This window comes from Streptomyces sp. NBC_01217, from assembly GCF_035994185.1.
Classification (GTDB): domain Bacteria; phylum Actinomycetota; class Actinomycetes; order Streptomycetales; family Streptomycetaceae; genus Streptomyces.
Genome location: NZ_CP108538.1, coordinates 7,116,877 through 7,131,739 on the forward strand (window position 1 = coordinate 7,116,877; position 14,863 = coordinate 7,131,739).

Annotated in this window: 18 protein-coding genes and 1 pseudogene; 14 read left to right on the top strand and 5 right to left on the bottom strand. The window is 67.6% G+C overall.

The genetic code is table 11. The annotated features are described in order from the left end of the window. Positions 1 to 228 precede the first annotated feature (228 nt). Positions 229 to 873 (bottom strand): uracil-DNA glycosylase, encoded by a 645-nt coding sequence (locus tag OG507_RS31715; RefSeq protein WP_327370532.1) that lies wholly within the window; start codon positions 871 to 873, stop codon positions 229 to 231. Positions 874 to 1,272: 399 nt separating this feature from the next. On the opposite strand from OG507_RS31715, the pseudogene OG507_RS31720 reads away from it, so the two are divergent. From OG507_RS31720 to OG507_RS31730, 3 genes and pseudogenes are all read left to right on the top strand, one after another. Next, a pseudogene (locus OG507_RS31720) lies at positions 1,273 to 1,524 on the top strand (integrase core domain-containing protein); the annotation flags it as partial. Positions 1,525 to 1,635: 111 nt separating this feature from the next. Then, a complete protein-coding gene (locus OG507_RS31725) occupies positions 1,636 to 1,758 on the top strand; it encodes a hypothetical protein (protein ID WP_327370533.1) in 123 nt (40 codons plus the stop codon). 136 nt (positions 1,759 to 1,894) lie between these two features. Continuing rightward, positions 1,895 to 2,287, top strand: coding sequence for a hypothetical protein (locus tag OG507_RS31730; protein ID WP_327370534.1), 393 nt, complete (start codon positions 1,895 to 1,897; stop codon positions 2,285 to 2,287). 839 nt (positions 2,288 to 3,126) lie between these two features. Here the strand turns inward: OG507_RS31730 and OG507_RS31735 are convergent. Continuing rightward, positions 3,127 to 3,309 (bottom strand): hypothetical protein, encoded by a 183-nt coding sequence (locus OG507_RS31735; protein ID WP_327370535.1) that lies wholly within the window; start codon positions 3,307 to 3,309, stop codon positions 3,127 to 3,129. Positions 3,310 to 3,313: 4 nt separating this feature from the next. On the opposite strand from OG507_RS31735, the gene OG507_RS31740 reads away from it, so the two are divergent. The 3 genes from OG507_RS31740 (at position 3,314) to OG507_RS31750 (ending at position 5,876) form a co-directional block, all read left to right on the top strand. Further along, positions 3,314 to 3,481, top strand: a complete 168-nt coding sequence (locus OG507_RS31740; protein WP_327370536.1) for a hypothetical protein — start codon at positions 3,314 to 3,316, stop codon at positions 3,479 to 3,481. Between the two features lie 134 nt (positions 3,482 to 3,615). Further along, positions 3,616 to 4,128 (top strand): nitroreductase family deazaflavin-dependent oxidoreductase, encoded by a 513-nt coding sequence (locus tag OG507_RS31745; RefSeq protein ID WP_327370537.1) that lies wholly within the window; start codon positions 3,616 to 3,618, stop codon positions 4,126 to 4,128. A gap of 89 nt (positions 4,129 to 4,217) precedes the next feature. Continuing rightward, positions 4,218 to 5,876, top strand: a complete 1,659-nt coding sequence (locus OG507_RS31750) for a penicillin-binding transpeptidase domain-containing protein (protein ID WP_327370538.1) — start codon at positions 4,218 to 4,220, stop codon at positions 5,874 to 5,876. Between the two features lie 543 nt (positions 5,877 to 6,419). Here the strand turns inward: OG507_RS31750 and OG507_RS31755 are convergent. After that, complete coding sequence (locus OG507_RS31755; protein ID WP_327370539.1) at positions 6,420 to 7,442, bottom strand: DNA-directed RNA polymerase subunit alpha; 1,023 nt, start codon at positions 7,440 to 7,442, stop codon at positions 6,420 to 6,422. Positions 7,443 to 7,817: 375 nt separating this feature from the next. Then, entirely contained in the window at positions 7,818 to 8,303 is a 486-nt protein-coding gene (locus OG507_RS31760) for a lamin tail domain-containing protein (protein ID WP_327370540.1), read from the bottom strand. Between the two features lie 237 nt (positions 8,304 to 8,540). Between OG507_RS31760 and OG507_RS31765 the strand changes: the two genes are divergently transcribed. The 4 genes from OG507_RS31765 to OG507_RS31780 all read left to right on the top strand — a co-directional run bounded on the left by OG507_RS31765 (position 8,541) and on the right by OG507_RS31780 (position 10,545). Then, positions 8,541 to 8,870 (top strand): 4a-hydroxytetrahydrobiopterin dehydratase, encoded by a 330-nt coding sequence (locus OG507_RS31765; protein ID WP_442811052.1) that lies wholly within the window; start codon positions 8,541 to 8,543, stop codon positions 8,868 to 8,870. Between the two features lie 421 nt (positions 8,871 to 9,291). After that, on the top strand, positions 9,292 to 9,453 hold the full coding sequence (locus tag OG507_RS31770; RefSeq protein WP_327370541.1) for a hypothetical protein: 162 nt from the start codon (positions 9,292 to 9,294) through the stop codon (positions 9,451 to 9,453). A 283-nt stretch (positions 9,454 to 9,736) separates the two neighbouring features. Further along, positions 9,737 to 9,955 (top strand): hypothetical protein, encoded by a 219-nt coding sequence (locus tag OG507_RS31775; protein WP_327370542.1) that lies wholly within the window; start codon positions 9,737 to 9,739, stop codon positions 9,953 to 9,955. A 380-nt stretch (positions 9,956 to 10,335) separates the two neighbouring features. Beyond that, a complete protein-coding gene (locus tag OG507_RS31780; RefSeq protein ID WP_327370543.1) occupies positions 10,336 to 10,545 on the top strand; it encodes a hypothetical protein in 210 nt (69 codons plus the stop codon). Positions 10,546 to 10,990: 445 nt separating this feature from the next. Here OG507_RS31780 and OG507_RS31785 read toward each other — a convergent pair whose 3' ends face one another. Then, positions 10,991 to 11,410 carry a hypothetical protein gene (locus OG507_RS31785; protein WP_327370544.1) on the bottom strand — a complete coding sequence of 140 codons (420 nt, stop codon included), beginning with the start codon at positions 11,408 to 11,410 and terminating at the stop codon, positions 10,991 to 10,993. Between the two features lie 894 nt (positions 11,411 to 12,304). Here OG507_RS31785 and nhaA point away from each other — a divergent pair. The 4 genes from nhaA to OG507_RS31805 all read left to right on the top strand — a co-directional run bounded on the left by nhaA (position 12,305) and on the right by OG507_RS31805 (position 14,770). Continuing rightward, positions 12,305 to 13,621, top strand: coding sequence for a Na+/H+ antiporter NhaA (nhaA, locus tag OG507_RS31790; protein ID WP_327370545.1), 1,317 nt, complete (start codon positions 12,305 to 12,307; stop codon positions 13,619 to 13,621). Positions 13,622 to 13,634: 13 nt separating this feature from the next. Next, positions 13,635 to 14,096 carry a CBS domain-containing protein gene (locus OG507_RS31795; protein WP_327370546.1) on the top strand — a complete coding sequence of 154 codons (462 nt, stop codon included), beginning with the start codon at positions 13,635 to 13,637 and terminating at the stop codon, positions 14,094 to 14,096. 171 nt (positions 14,097 to 14,267) lie between these two features. Beyond that, a complete protein-coding gene (locus OG507_RS31800; RefSeq protein WP_327370547.1) occupies positions 14,268 to 14,564 on the top strand; it encodes a hypothetical protein in 297 nt (98 codons plus the stop codon). Next, a complete protein-coding gene (locus OG507_RS31805; RefSeq protein WP_327370548.1) occupies positions 14,561 to 14,770 on the top strand; it encodes a hypothetical protein in 210 nt (69 codons plus the stop codon). The genes OG507_RS31800 and OG507_RS31805 overlap by 4 nt, the downstream gene beginning before the upstream one ends. The last annotated feature ends 93 nt before the right edge of the window (positions 14,771 to 14,863 follow it).

The window sequence follows — 14,863 nt, forward strand, 5'->3', positions numbered from 1 at the left end:
CCGGTACTGTCGTGGCAAGGACTGTGCCCGCGCCCGTCCGTGGGATCGGGCACATCGTTCAAGAACTCCACTCGCATGGACCTGACGCTAATGAAGCCCGCAGCCGGTCGGGGAACTTCCATCGAACCCCCTTCGCCGGACCGACCGCCGGTGGTGGATGCTCAAGATCACCGGCTTAGCGTTGACCGCTGTACCGATGTTCCCCGAGGCCGTTCGAGAACAGGGCCTCTACAGCTGCCCGCCTGTGCTGCGGAGTGCGTCACCGACCTTCTGGTAGGAGTCGATTCGGTGCTGTGCGCGGCGGGTCCGTTCCTCCGGGTCTCGCACGAAGAGAGCCTGCCGACCGGGGTGGTAAGTACTGACTACCTCCAGGGATCTATCGCGGACGGCTTCGGGGTGTGTCTTGAGCAGGCGGCGCCACACGTCTTGGGCTTCGTTGCCCTGGAGGAGCACGACCTCCGCCTTTGGCATCAGCCCCAGCAGCTGTTTCAGGACCTCGGCACCAGCCTGGAGTTCCGCCGCGTTCGGTGAGCGGTTGATGTACCAGGGGTAGGCGTTCCAGGGAGTGACGTCACGCGGCGCTATCCCGGCCTCCTCGAAGATCTGGGCCTGGAGCTCCGCCGTCGGGTCATCGTTTTCCACACACAGGAATCCCGAGCCGCCGCCTTCCTGCGTCTTGGGGCCCGGGTCCCGCAGAATGGACAAGACGCGAGCCTCCGCTCCCCCGTGCCAGGGTGCGACATGCGGCATCCAGCCACGCCCCTCGCGCTTGCGCAAGGCGTCGACCATCTCATTGACCGGACGGACATGGGGGTCATAACGCCCCTGCTCCTGCTCCACTCGGAACGCCTCTTCACGCATCCGTCTTGCCATGCTTCCTCCAACACCGGCCGGCACATCGCAGGGGACCCTAACGGGCACGTCTGACAGCGCTCGATCGGAACTGCCCCACGCATACAGGCGACAATTGGCGAAGGACGCAATGGCGGTTACGGGCCACCCTGCCGGTGAAGCCCTGAGCATCACACAGGTAGCTACACGCCACATGGCCGTAGCTATACGAGAACAGGGCCGTGAGTCCCGCGTGGGTTCACGCAAACTGAAGGTCTTTCTGAGGGAACCCGAGGATGGACGGTCGTGTTTTCGTTGGTTCGGCCTTCGGTTCAGGCGAACACGCGGGGCGAGTGCGGAGCCGACCGCTGCCTCGGTAACCCTCCCTGCGAAAGGTGCTGGCATCGTACGAGTCATGAGAGCAGCAGGAACGACACCGGAACCGGAAGCATGAGCGCGGTCGGGTCCAGCGCGGACAACGCACTCGCCGAGTCCTTCAACGCCACCTTCAAACGCGAGACCCTGCAAGGACGAAAGAGCTGGCCAGATGAGCGCCAGGCCCGACTCGACGCCTTCCGATGGCTCCACCGCTACAACACCCGACGCCGACACTCCCGCCTCGTACAACGATCACCGATCGACTTCGAAGACACCCTCCAACCCACACCAACTACGCTGGCCCGAGCCGCATAACCCGTGTCCAGGATCCGGGGTCAAGGCCCATGTACCGGTCGAGCAGACTTCACCGAAGTGGTGGCTGTTTCGGCCTGATCCAGCAGGACCCGTGCGGAGACCGCGTAGCGGATGGCGGTCTTCTCGTCGATGCCGAAGACGACGGCGAGGTGGTACCTCGGCCGCCGCGAGTACTACGACGAGACCTATCCGGCCATCGCCGGCCTTGTCTCCGATCTCACCGCCGAGCGGTGATCACTCACCAGCCAACCCGCCAGGCCAGCGCGGCCCAACCTCAGTCGTACACGACGCCGTTAGAGTTGATCTAGAAAGCGGTGCTTCCTGTTGTCTCACCGTCAATACTGTTCCGAACTACCATGCTCGGGGGAACATGACCGTCACCAAGCTTTTGAGACCCGCCCTCGCCGCCACGCTCCTGGCCCCAGTCGCCGCCTGCGGTGCGTCGTCCGAGCCGGATGTCTCGGCGAGCACCACGACCGGCTCGACGTCCGCCGAGACGCGTCGTTCGGCGGACCCTGAGCCTGTCGCCGCCACCATGCCCGATGTCATCGGTGGCAACGCCGGGCGCGCGTACGAGCAGATGAGTTCCAAACTCGACATGATCTTCAAGGACGCGAGCGGCGAGGGCCGTCCGGTGGAGGACCCGGCTGTGTGGAAGATCTGCAACTCCCAGCCAGGCCCGAACCAGCAGATAACCGAATTCCCGGTGATCTTCGGTGTGATGAAGGTTTCGGAGAGTTGCAAGGAGACGGCGCCCCAGTGATCTGGCCGAGGACGCCAGCGTCCCACCACGGTCTTCCACGCTGCGCGTCGCGGGACTGGTAGGACGACAGAAGCCCACGGCAGCGCCATGGGCTTCTTCAGTCGTGCTGGTCGGCCGGAGGGCTGATCAGCAGACCGGCAACTTCCAGCAGGATATCTCCCTGGCCGAACACAGCCTTCCGCTCGACTCGTGTGGAACGTCGCTTGCGGGTTCGAAGGACCTCGAGCTGCAGTGAGTGCGGGCCTGGGGGAAGAGGGATGAAACGAACCTTTCTGGTGCTGGCCCGACCCACGCCGCAGAGCCGGCGCTCGCCTTCTCTGACGGACACCAGGCACCGCTTGGGTGGCATGCTGCGGGGTGGGTCGCGCAGGTCCACCTGGATCAGCAGGCCTGCCCGGCCTCGACGGCGGGCCTCGTGGATGAGATAGCGAGAGCGCCACTTCAACCGGCCGCCGAAGACACTGTTCACCTGCGCCGCAACGACTCCCACGTTTCCCCCGCCTGCGAGCCGGTCATGTCGCCCATTGCCCAGGCTGACATGGACGTTTTGGAAAGAGAAGTGCCCCAACGGCAGCGTGGTGCCCAGGTGCTGGCGAGGCGGTAGAGACGCTGTGCCCCCAAACTCTGGCTCCGGTCCTGAACGAGCTCAATCCTTCTGCGCTGACGCCCGGGAGAAGAGCAACCCCGCGACAAGCAAGGCGACGGGATAGATGCCCGCGGACCATGGCTGCGGCACGATTTTCTGGGTGCCAACTACCAAATTGGCGAGCAGGAGCCAGCTCACGAGGAGCCACGGACGTTTCCTAAGTGGTCTGCGTCGTAAGTCCTTCGGGGGTTGATCACGCGGCTGGGGCGGCGGAGGATTCTTCTGGGTGATCGGTGGTGTGCCGGTCGAGTCTGGCCAGCAGATCGTCCAGGTCGGAGGTGGTGAACTTCCACTGGAACGGCTGTGCCGTGGCGTTGTAGCGGTCTTCGAAGGCTCGGAGCCGGTCCGGCGAACTGGCCGGCGGCGGGAACCTCAAGCTGATGCGCCTGCGCTACCACGGCACCGCGAGCCGTTGGGGCTTTGCCTTGCACGACCCGGCCAGCGACCGCTACCAGGACACCCTCCTGCCCACCGGCAGTGGCAGCGGCACCCCCGAGGACGCCCTCGATACAGCCTGCCACCTTCACCTCGCCGGCCTCGGCACCTGACCGCGAACACGCCAACAACCAGCTCCGAAGTCAACCCCCGAAGGACTTACGACGCAGACCATTAAGCAACCTGCGCACCGCTCGTTACTCAATCGAGGCCGATACTGCGCTTCCACATCTTTCGGACGGCGACGATGACCCACCAGTTCTCGACCCGCGGACGCCCCAAGCTGCCCACGGGCTGGAAGCGGTTCGTGGCGCGGCTGCCGCTGCGCGTGTACGACGCGGGGCTCGGCCTGCTCTTCGGCAAGAGGCTGCTCCTGCTGCACCATGTCGGCCGCGTCTCGGGGCTCGACCGTCGCGTTGTAGTGGAAGTCGTCGCCCACGGACGGAACGGAGACGTAGGCAGCTGGACTGTCGCCTCCGGCTTCGGCCCGCAGTCCGCCTGGTACCAGAATCTGCGGCACGCACCCCAGACGACGATCCAGATCGGCAACCGCCGCTACGCCGTGACCGCACGCTTCCTGACACCGGAGGAGGGCGGCGCGATCATGGCCAGATATGCCCCCGAGCACCCACGTCTCGCCCGTCGCCTGTGCGCCTTCATGGGCTTCACCGTCGACGGCAGCCAGGAGGCCTTCCGCAGCGCGGGCGAGTCCATCCCCTTCGTGCGGCTCGAGACAGCCCCCGGCCAGCTCCTGCCGTGATCACGGCATCACCTGCCAATCGCTGACGGTCCGGTAACGGTTCACCGGACCAACACCTGCACAGTGCAAACAAACATAAGATCCACGACATGAACACAGGGGTGAAGGCCGGCATAGCCGGTGCGGGGACGGCGCTGCTGGTCCTCGGGGGGTTCGGTGCGTACAACATCGTGCACGGGCTGGCCTCCGGGACGACAGGTGGCAGCCAGGCCTCGGCGGGGAAGAGGTTCGATCCGGCCGCAGTGTCGAGTTCGCCTCCGTCGGACACCAAGGCCGTCAAGGCGACGCAGGCTTTCCTCGACAGCTGGTCCGCGCAGCATCTTGAGGGCGCTGCGGGTGACACGGACGCGCCGAGCACTGCCGCGCAGGGACTGCAGGGGTACGCCGACGGGCTGCGCCTGAAGAAGCTGACCTTCGACGAGGTCGTCTCGGTGGGCCCTTCGACGGTGACGCCGGGTGCCACCAAGGTCACCTTCAATGTCACGGCCCAGATGGCGGGCGGCACCTGGAGCTACCCGAGCGCGGTAGCAGTGCTGCAGAGCACGGGTGGACAGGTAGCGGTGCACTGGAACAACTCGGTGCTCTATCCGGGCCTGGGCGACGATCAGTCGCTGACCGCGGGCAAACTCCCCGCCGACGCGAACACCGCCAAGGTCGTCGCGAGTGACGGCAAGACGGACCTGGCCAAGTTCTCCTCGCTGCAGGACATCGCGGCGACGATCCGCAAAAACGCCACACCCGCCGGTGGAAGCACCGGCACCGGCGTTGCGGTGACCAACGCGGGCGGCGGCGGGACCAAGACGGTGAAGGTCTTCTCCAAGGGAGACGACCCGGTGATCAAGACAACCATCGACGCTCACCTCCAAGCCGTGGCCGAACGCGCTGTGAAGGACGACCAGCTGGGCGGGAAGGCGGCCGGGACGGTGGCACTCGACTGGACAAACGGCCACATCCTCGCGATCGCCCACACGGGCGCGGACGGCGACATCGCCCTCAACGGCATCAAGTCCCCGGGCTCCACGATGAAGATCATCACCTCGGCGGCGCTCTTCGACCAGGCGGGCCTCACCCCGAACAGCCCCGCCCCGTGCACGGATTCACTGACCGCCAACAGCCAGTCCTTCCACAACGACTCGGGCGTACGGGCCAACCTCAGCGCCACGATCGCCCAGGCGTTCACCGTGTCGTGCAACACCTCCTTCATCAAGGACGGGTTCCGCGACCTCGTGCACAACGGCGACGCCTCCGCCCTGCATGACGAGGCCGTGAATGTCTTCGGCATGGGCAGCTGGTCGATCGGCGGAGGCGTCGCCACCACCGACCCGAGCATCCCCTCGGACGTCCAAGGCGGCGACCAGGCAGCCCAGTTCATCGGACAGGGCAAGGTCACCGCCACCCCGCTGTTCATGGCGTCCGTGGCGGCCACGGTGCGCAACTCCGGCTTCCACCAGCCGATCATCCTGCCGACACAGCAACAGGTCACCGCGCCCCGGACCATCTCGGCCCGCACAGCCGGCTACCTGCAGACGATGATGCGCAATGTCGCCACCAGCGGTACGGCGGCACCGCGCCTGAGCGGACTTGCCGGCGTGGGAGCCAAGACCGGCACCGCGGAAGAAGGCGACCACACCAACGGCTGGCTGACCGCCTACAACTCCCGCATCGCCGTCGCAGCCCTCGTCGAGGGCGGGCGCTCCGGAGTCGACTCCGCCGGCCACGTCGTCCGACACCTGCTGACCGGAAGCTGACACCTGGCTCGTTGCCCGGGGCAGGGGCTTGGGCCCCGATCGGTGCGCTTCCGGAGGGGGGTGGTGCGGATGTTCGACGCGGTGATATTCGGCGTTGTGGTCGCCGCGCTCCTTGCGTACGGCTTTCGCCCTTTCCAGCACTTCGGCCCTCTTGGATGGGGTCAGTGCGGGCAGAGCCATGGGTTTCGTTCTCCTTGCTCGTACGAGTTGACGGTGGTCGCCATCTCCCGACTTCCAAGCCGTTGACCAGTGGGTTTACCAGGTTTACGAGTGGACTGCCGGTGCGGTGAGCGCCACTGCCGTGGCCGCATCACCGGCTGGCGGGATTTACCGACTAGGCGCAAAGCGGACTACCACGGCTTTGTCGCCCCCTATCTCAAGAGATCGACCACCGCGCCCGCACGGCGCCGGCCGCCCGCCGGGACAGAGCTTCCCCAACGGATACGCCTGGCAGGGCATCTGAGCTGCCGTAATGTGGCCGTTTGCCTGACTGGCCGTGCGGTCCGGGAGGCGACCCCCGACCCCGCGCACCCGGCGCAGCGTTCAGTACTGTTCGGTCTCGACGAAGCCCGCGTCCGCGTCGTCGTCGGCGCCGAAGGCGTCGGCAGCGGCGGTCGGGTCGAATCCGGGCGGGCTGTCCTTGAAACCCAGGCCCACGGCAGCCAGCTTCGCCTTGACCTCGTCGATCGACTTCGCACCGAAGTTGCGGATGTCGAGCAGGTCGGCCTCGGAACGAGCGACGAGCTCACCCACGGAGTGGATGCCCTCACGCTTGAGGCAGTTGTACGAACGGACCGTGAGCTCGAGCTCCTCGATCGGCAGCGCCAGATCGGCGGCGAGCGCGGCGTCCGTCGGGGACGGGCCCATGTCGATGCCCTCGGCATCGATGTTGAGCTCGCGCGCCAGACCGAACAGCTCGACCAGGGTCTTACCGGCCGACGCCATGGCGTCACGGGGACGCATGGCCTGCTTGGTCTCGACGTCGACGATCAGCTTGTCGAAGTCGGTGCGCTGCTCGACACGGGTCGCCTCGACCTTGTACGTGACCTTGAGCACCGGCGAGTAGATGGAGTCGACCGGGATACGGCCGATCTCCTGGCCCGCCTGCTTGTTCTGGACGGCGGAGACATAGCCGCGACCGCGCTCGACGGTCAGCTCCATCTCCAGCTTGCCCTTGCTGTTCAGCGTGGCCAGGACCAGGTCCAGGTTGTGGACCTCGACACCGCCCCGCAGGGCGATGTCAGCAGCCGTGACCAGGCCGGGACCCTGCTTGCGCAGGTACATCACGACCGGCTCGTCCTGTTCCGAGGAGACAACCAGCTGCTTGATGTTGAGGATCAGGTCGATGACGTCCTCCCTGACACCCGGCACGGTGGTGAACTCATGCAGGACACCGTCGATCCGGATGCTGGTGACAGCAGCACCCGGGACCGAGGACAGGAGCGTACGGCGGAGAGAGTTACCAAGGGTGTAGCCGAAGCCCGGCTCCAGCGGCTCGATCACGAACCGGGAGCGGAACTCGTCAACGACCTCTTCGGTCAGCGAGGGACGCTGAGCGATAAGCATGCTTCGATCCTTCAGTCGCGGGCGCCCACTACTTGACGCCGTAGACACCGCACGCTATCGGTACTGTAACTAGACCTCACAAGAGGCCGCACCGCCCCGACGCCGCCAGGTGCCAGGTGCCGACTCAGCCGGCGGGACGGGAGAGTTACCCGAAGCGCACGACGCCTTTGCCGTCAGGCCGCAGACCGACGCGGTGGTGAGACGAAAGAGGCCCGGATCGGTGACCCGCCCACAGCCATGTACGCAAGGACCCGCTTCACACAGGCCTGATCCAGTCGAGGCCGGACAACGGCGCACCACGGCCCCGAGCCGTGATGCGCCGCGAAGGAACAGGAGTCGGCCAGCCTTCGGTACGAAGGGGCGACCCGGTATCGATCAGTGGCGTCCGTTGTGGTCACGGCCACCGCGGTGGTAGCCCCAGGACGTGGAGTCGATCGTGCGGCCGTGGGCGTCGCGCAGGGTTGCGGTGTCGTGGTCGTTGTTCCACACGTAGGTGCGGCGGTCCTGGTAGACGTCACGGCTCGTGTCGCGGCCGGTACCGGTGTGGACGCGGACGGAGGTTCGGCCAGGTAGACGCAGGTCGAACCGGTAGGTGTGCCGGCTTTCGTCGGTCAGGGTCCAGTTCCTCAGGTTGACGCTGTTCCGGCCGGTGTTGGTGACGGTGACCCATTCACCGTTCAGGCTCCGGTTGGAGCGGTCATCGCGCCCAGGACTGTCGTACTGAACGTGGCCGACAACGACGGGCGAGTACCGGGACGGGGTACGGCCGTGGTCGTCGGCGCTCGCGGGCAGAGCAGCGGCGGTGAGCAGCGCGCCGGCCGTGAGGATGGTGGCGGTCAGACGACGGGTGGTACGGGACATGAAAACCCCTCAGGTGCGGGCTGAGACCGTGGGGACGGTTCAGCGGTTGTGCGGTTCCAGCGTGTGCCGGGACCGCCACTCTGACCGCTGCCGCACCTGGTCAGAGCGTGCCCCGAGGGGCGTTACATGAAAGGGGCATTCTTGTCACATTCGCCCGTACCGGACGTCGGTCCGTTTGTGTCGGGTCCTTGACAACCACTGCCTGCTGCACTGACCCGCAACTCACCGCAGTCCACCGTGTCAGGTGCACAGCCTGCAAAATGTGCCTACCGCCTGCGCTACCTCAGGCGGACACTGCAGCCGTCCTCGTCCGAATGGACCCGCAACGGGGACGAGATCACACGCCGGGTGGACATCCGGTACCACGCAGGGGTCGCGGTGATCGTCCACACCGCCGACCGTGAGCGCCACATCGGTCATCACGCGGACATCGGCCTGCGGATTGATCACCTGCGCATCGGGGTTACGGCGTACGACGCCGATTACAAGCTGACTGAGACTGCCTTCGACCTCGCCGCCCGGATCGACTTCATTGCCGCGGCACACCGGGCCACGCCGCTCGACTGACTTGGACGCACGACGCCGCCCCCCGCCTCAGCCACAGGGGGCGGCGTGCTGCCGGGGTCGGCTCAGAACCCAGCTCAAGCCCGCCCCTCCCGAGTGTGGGGGGCGGGCTCGCCGTCCGGCCGCGGCCGGGGTGAGAGTTCAGTTCCGTGGACCGGACAGCTCCTCCACTCAACCAGCCCACGTTCCCCTGTCTCAAACCCATGTAGGCCATCCGGCGGGACGTGGTACGGCGAAATCCATGATCCCCGTCGGTGGCGGTCCAGGCCGCCGCCAGGAGAGATCAGGACCGCCACCTCTCCTAATTCTCCCCGGGGCCGAACCCTCCGCAGCTCGATCGGGTGCACGTGGCATCACTCTGGGCCAGTCTGGAGGGATGAGTGCCCCGATAGTGGTCCATGGCCTCTCCCCTACCCGTGGTCGGATGGTCACGATCAATGATGAGATCGTCGGTCTCGTCTACGACGACCAGGGCCTGATCGAACTTCTCCGGAGGGCCGGCGTCTACGACGCCGAGCAATGCCTCGACGACCCGCAATGGATCGAATGGCGCGGCGGCCGGGCGCATCAATACGAACCAGCATGACACCAGACCCGAAAGCCAACGCCGGCACCTTGTTGGAGCCTGAAGGCGCGTATATCTGCTGTGCTCCCCGTCACCCGCAGCGTGAGGAGGGCAGGTTGAAGAATCGGCCGCGGCGCGGTCGACAACGTCGACGAGGCGCACCTGCAGGGGCTTGTACGACAGGTTCGCCTCGCATGTGACGGCTCTGTGGGGGACGGGCCGCCCTGTTTGGTCCTGACCGGGCGCTGCCGTGTCTGGCTTATCTGAGCGAGCGCGGGTTGCCGACCGGGGCGAGGCTTGGATCATGGCCGTACACCTGCCGATCGTGATCTATCCGCCTGACGAGTCCGGTAATCGACGGGTGCGTGTCGGCGGGGAGTTCCTCGGCATGGCGCACAGTGTGAGAGACGTGACGAAGTTCCTGCGCAAGGCGGGGATGGATGACATCACAGAGGACGACGTGATCCTCTCCGGGATGATCGACTGGTGGGGCGGCGGGCCGGAGACGTGGTCGTCCCCGTAGTGAGCGAGCCACGAGCGCACGAAACCGCCCCCCGTCCCAACCGTGGCTGGAACAGGGGGCGGAGCGCTCGGGGGCGAGTTCGAATTGAGCTTGAGTCAGCCCCCCTACCCGAATGTGGGGGCGGATTCGCCGTCCGGCCGCGGCCAGGGCGTGGATTCCGCGGACCGGACGACTCATCCACTCAACCAGCCCACATTCCTCTGCTTCAAACCCCATGTGGGCCATCCGCGGTACCTATGTCCATGATCCTCCCTGGCCGGACCTTCCGCAGCTCGGCCAGCCTGCGCCTGACGTCACCCTGGGCCACTCTGGAAGGATGAGTGCCCCGATCGTTGTCCACGGCCTTTCCCCTACCAGCCTTCGGGTGGTCACGATCAACGATGAGCTCGGCGGAGTTGCGCAGGCCGGGCAGCGCACGGCAGCAGTGGGCGTTCGCCACGGAACGGCGCGCGCAAGCCGCCGGAGCCGCCACGGCTGCGGCCATCGTCCTGCTCGGCTGGCCACAGGCCGGACCTGCCGCAGCGGCCTGGGCGCTGCTCATCGGAGTCCTCACGGCCCACCTGGCGCACCAGACCGCACGCCGTCCTTGACCTGCCCGCCCAGCCCGCCCACACGATGAGAATCCATGACCGAACGACGCACCGGCACCGCTCTTGCAGCTATCGGTGCCATACTCACCGTAGTCGGGGCAGCCCTGTACGTCCCCGTCGATCCGCTTCCCCAGCCGTTCCAAGGCTGGCGCCCCGCATCCTGGCGGAGCTGGCCGCCGAGCGGGCGGACGAGATGGACGCTGACACCTTCTCTGAACTAGGAATTCGTGTGCGCCGGACGAGCAGTCCCTCAAGAGACAACGAAGTGGCGAAGCATCAGATATGGGCTGCAGACGATGCGCACGTTGGATGCAGCGAGGATGCCGACGCGCATCTGCCGGTACTCATAGCTGGTGAGTTAGCCGCACTCGGTGGCCACGCTCACCCCCTCACATAGTGACACCCGGCCACATACGGGCGCGGCCGGGCCGGAGTTGGTGGCTGATCAGGATTCGGGGCAGAGCGTCTTACGCAACCCGAAGTTGATGTGACTTCCGTCGTCATCGGTCAGCGTGACGCCGTCGTAGGAGAACCGCTGCGCAGCACTCTGGTCGGGGTTCGTCGCGCCGCCGTCGAGGGACGAGCACTGGTTGCGGGCCGCGTTGATGGCCTTGTCCTCGTCATGGGTGAGGTTGCCGTTGACGTCATGGATGGCCGCGAGGACGGCGTCGCGCTCGGCGCCGGTGGGCTCGGGCGGTATGCCGGCGTTCTTGGCGGCGCCGCTGTCATCTGAGGCACTCGACGCCTGGGCTACGGCGCTCTTGGTGGTGTCGGCCTTGCTCTCGCTGCCCTTGTCGCTGCTGCAGCCAACGACGGAGACGGCGAGTACGGCGACGATGGCCGCGGTGGTAGTGCGGATCCGCATGATTCCCCCCTGGTATGACGCGAGTAGGAACATGGTGCGGCACGTGGGGCGCTGAGCCTGCAGCGGTCATGGAGTTGTGACGTGATGCGGACGCGCTTGAAGCGATCCGCTTCCCGCGGCAGTCGCTGCCTCCAGGACGGATCGCCGTGCTGGTGCTCGCGATCCTGCGGCCGCACGGGCGCCGGTGGAGATGTAAAAGGCGAACAAGGGCCCGGTCTCGGTGCGACGGGAGCCGGGCGAAGATCTCGTTGAACTTCTCGTCAGGAACACTTCGAGGCACCCGCTTGGGCACTCTCGGCCGGTAAAGCCCAGCGCGTTCGTTGCAAGCCGGATCCATCGGGCTACGGTGGGTGTGAGCCCGACGGCCGCGACGTGATCGGTCCAGCGGGAACGGGTTGAGGATTGGCCCGGTGCCGATGTCGCGGTGGAAGTCATAGAAGCTCCGCAGCACTGTCTCACTGTGCGCTCGCGCCGACGGCGCGTACGGCTTGCCACCCGCGGCCCACCGGCCCGCATCACTAGGACGTCGCCAGTGCGGACGCCTCGGCTGTCCTGCAACCCTGCACCGGCTCCGCCACGGCGCCCTGACCCACGATGCCGAGGACGGTACCTCCACCCCCATGCTGCTCGCGCGCTCCCGGCACGCTTCCGTCCGTTCCTTGGAGCGGTACGCGCGTCCAGGCGTCGACGCGGTGGCCCAGCACGTCGCCGAGCGCGATCCTGCGGCCCGCAGCCGAGGCTGAACGGCGCCCTCCAGGAGGGCTCGTCTGGTCCTGGCAGGGCTGGGACCGATAGTATGCAAAGAACGCGTCAAGAGATGCGGGGTGTGCCGGGAAGTCTGGTCGGCGAACAAGGGGCTGGTGTGCCCACACGTCGATGCCCCGGAGGTCTCGCGTGCCTGCTGCCCCGCGTGAGCGTTCCGTCTTCCTCGCTCTGCTGCCCTGGCCGGAGCGCGTGCAGGTGGCCCGGGCTCTGCGCACGGAGACGGTCGGCGGGCTGGTGCTGCTGGCGGCGGCCGTGGTGGCGCTGGTGTGGGCGAACACTCCGTTCAGCGGAGCGTACGAGCAGATACGCGACTTCTACTTCGGCATACCCGCGCTCGGTCTGGACCTGTCGGTGGGGCACTGGACCGCGGACGGACTGTTGACCGTCTTCTTCCTGGTCGCAGGGATCGAGCTGAAACGCGAACTGGTGGTCGGCGAGCTGCGGACCCCCGCCGCCGCCGCGCTGCCGGTGGTTGCCGCCGTGTGCGGTATGGCGGTGCCGGCCGCCCTCTACCTGGCCACCACCGGTATCGGCGGCAGCTCCGGGGCGGGGTGGGCGGTGCCGATGGCGACGGACATCGCCTTCGCGCTCGCCGTCCTCGCGGTGCTCTCCACTCACTTGCCCTCCGCCCTTAGGGCCTTCCTGCTGACTCTGGCCGTGGTCGACGACCTCGGCGCCATCCTGGTGATCGCCGTGTTTTTCACCGCCGACCTGAACCCGCTGGCGCTCTGCGGGGCGCTGGCCGGGCTGGTGGTCTTCTACCTGCTCCAACGGTTCAGGGTGCGCGGCTGGTGGTGGTACCTGCCGCTCGGGGTGGCGATCTGGGCCCTGATGTACAACGGCGGGGTGCACGCCACGGTGGCTGGCGTGGCGATGGGCCTGATCCTGCGCACCACCCGCGACCAGGGAGAGAAGGCGTCGCCCGGGGAGCGTACGGAGCATCTGCTGCGGCCGGTCTCAGCCGGTGTGGCCGTTCCCCTGTTCGCCCTGTTCGCCGCCGGGGTGAGCATCTCGGCCGCCTCGCTCGGCGAGGTGTTCACCCGCCCCGAGCCGCTGGGCGTGGTGCTCGGCCTGGTCGTGGGCAAGACAGTGGGAATCTTCGCCGGCACCTATCTGGCGGCCCGGTTCACCCGCGCCCGGCTGAACCCTGACCTGGCCTGGGCGGATGTGCTCGCCCTGGCGGTGCTGGCCGGGATCGGCTTCACCGTCGCCCTCCTGATCGGCGAGCTCGCCTTCCCCGACCCGGCCGACGCCGAGCACATCAAAGCCGCCGTCCTGCTCGGCTCACTCATTGCCGCTGCGGCGGCCGCGCTGCTGATCAAGCGCCGCAACGGGATCTACCGCCGCATGTGGGAGGCGGAGACACGAGATGACGACGCCGACGGCGTCCCCGACATCTACCAGCAGGCCAGCCCCGGGCACGGCCGTGCCGGCGGCGGAGACTGAAGGGAGGCCCGTCATGCGTGCACGGGATCTCGCCGAGCCCTACCCCTTCGTGACCACGGACGACAACGCGATCGACGCGGCCCGGATGCTGGCCGAGCAGTCGCTGCCAGCTCTGCTGGTCCTGGATACCGACAACCAGCCGTATGCCATCGTGCCCGGCTCCCAGCTGATCCGGCAGCTCATCCCCGCCTACATCGCCGAAGACCCGGCCCTGGCCGGCGTCGGCGGCGACCGGCACGACGGCGAGCTCACCGAGCGCCTCGCCGGGCTCACGGTCGCCGAGTGGGCGCCGCGCCGCCTGTACGCGCCGCCGGTCGTCAGGCCCGACGCGTGCCCGATGGAGGTCGCGGCCCTGATGGCCCGCACCCACAGCCCTCTGGTCGCCGTCATCGAACGCGACAGCAGCGGCGTGACGCTGCTCGGCACCATCACCGCCGCCCGCCTGATGCAGCACCTCCTCCGGGCGGCAGCGTGAACAGCGCGGTGGCCATCGTGATCGCCGCACTGGTGATCAGAACCGCGATCGGCGAGCTGCGCAGGCCGGGCAGCGTCCGGCGGCAGTGGCAGTTCGCATCCGACCGCCGTGCCCTGGCCGCCGGAGCCGTCGCCACCACGCCCCGACCCGACGACAGGAGCCCCTGCACCCATGACCTGGCACTGGACCGGCCTCGCCGTCTTCTCCCTCACCCTGCTCCCGGCGGGGCTGGCCCTGCTGACCGGCCGGATACCGCACCGCCTGCACGCCCGCCTGGCGCCGGCACGCCCGCGCGGCTGGGCCCTGCTCTGCCTGTGGATCGCAGCCCCGCTCAACACGATCCCGCGCCTTGCCGACGCCCCACCCGCGATCGCCCTGGGAGCAACGGCTCTCGCCTGCGCGGTAGCAGTTGCCGGATGCGCTCTGGCGGCTGGCGCGACCCTTCGGACCTCGAAGGCGGCGTCGTGACGGACACGCGCCGCCGGTGGCGCTCCGTCTGGTCGGTCACCGCCTGGTGGGTGCTGCTGGCCCTCGCCCTGTGGCTCTTGGGCAAGACCCTGGTCCAGCCCCCCTCCCTCGCGGCGTGCGCGGCCTCCGCCGCACTGCTGGTCACCGTCGGAGAGGTCGGCGAAGGTCTGCGCCGACGCCTGAGAGCCCGTCGGCGCAGGCCCTGACCCGGAGCCCTACCGCGGCTCCGAGGCCAGACCCCAGTCAGGCGGAGGCCCGCGTCCTCTCGCCTTCAGGGGGGCGAGGGCCGGGTACCGTCC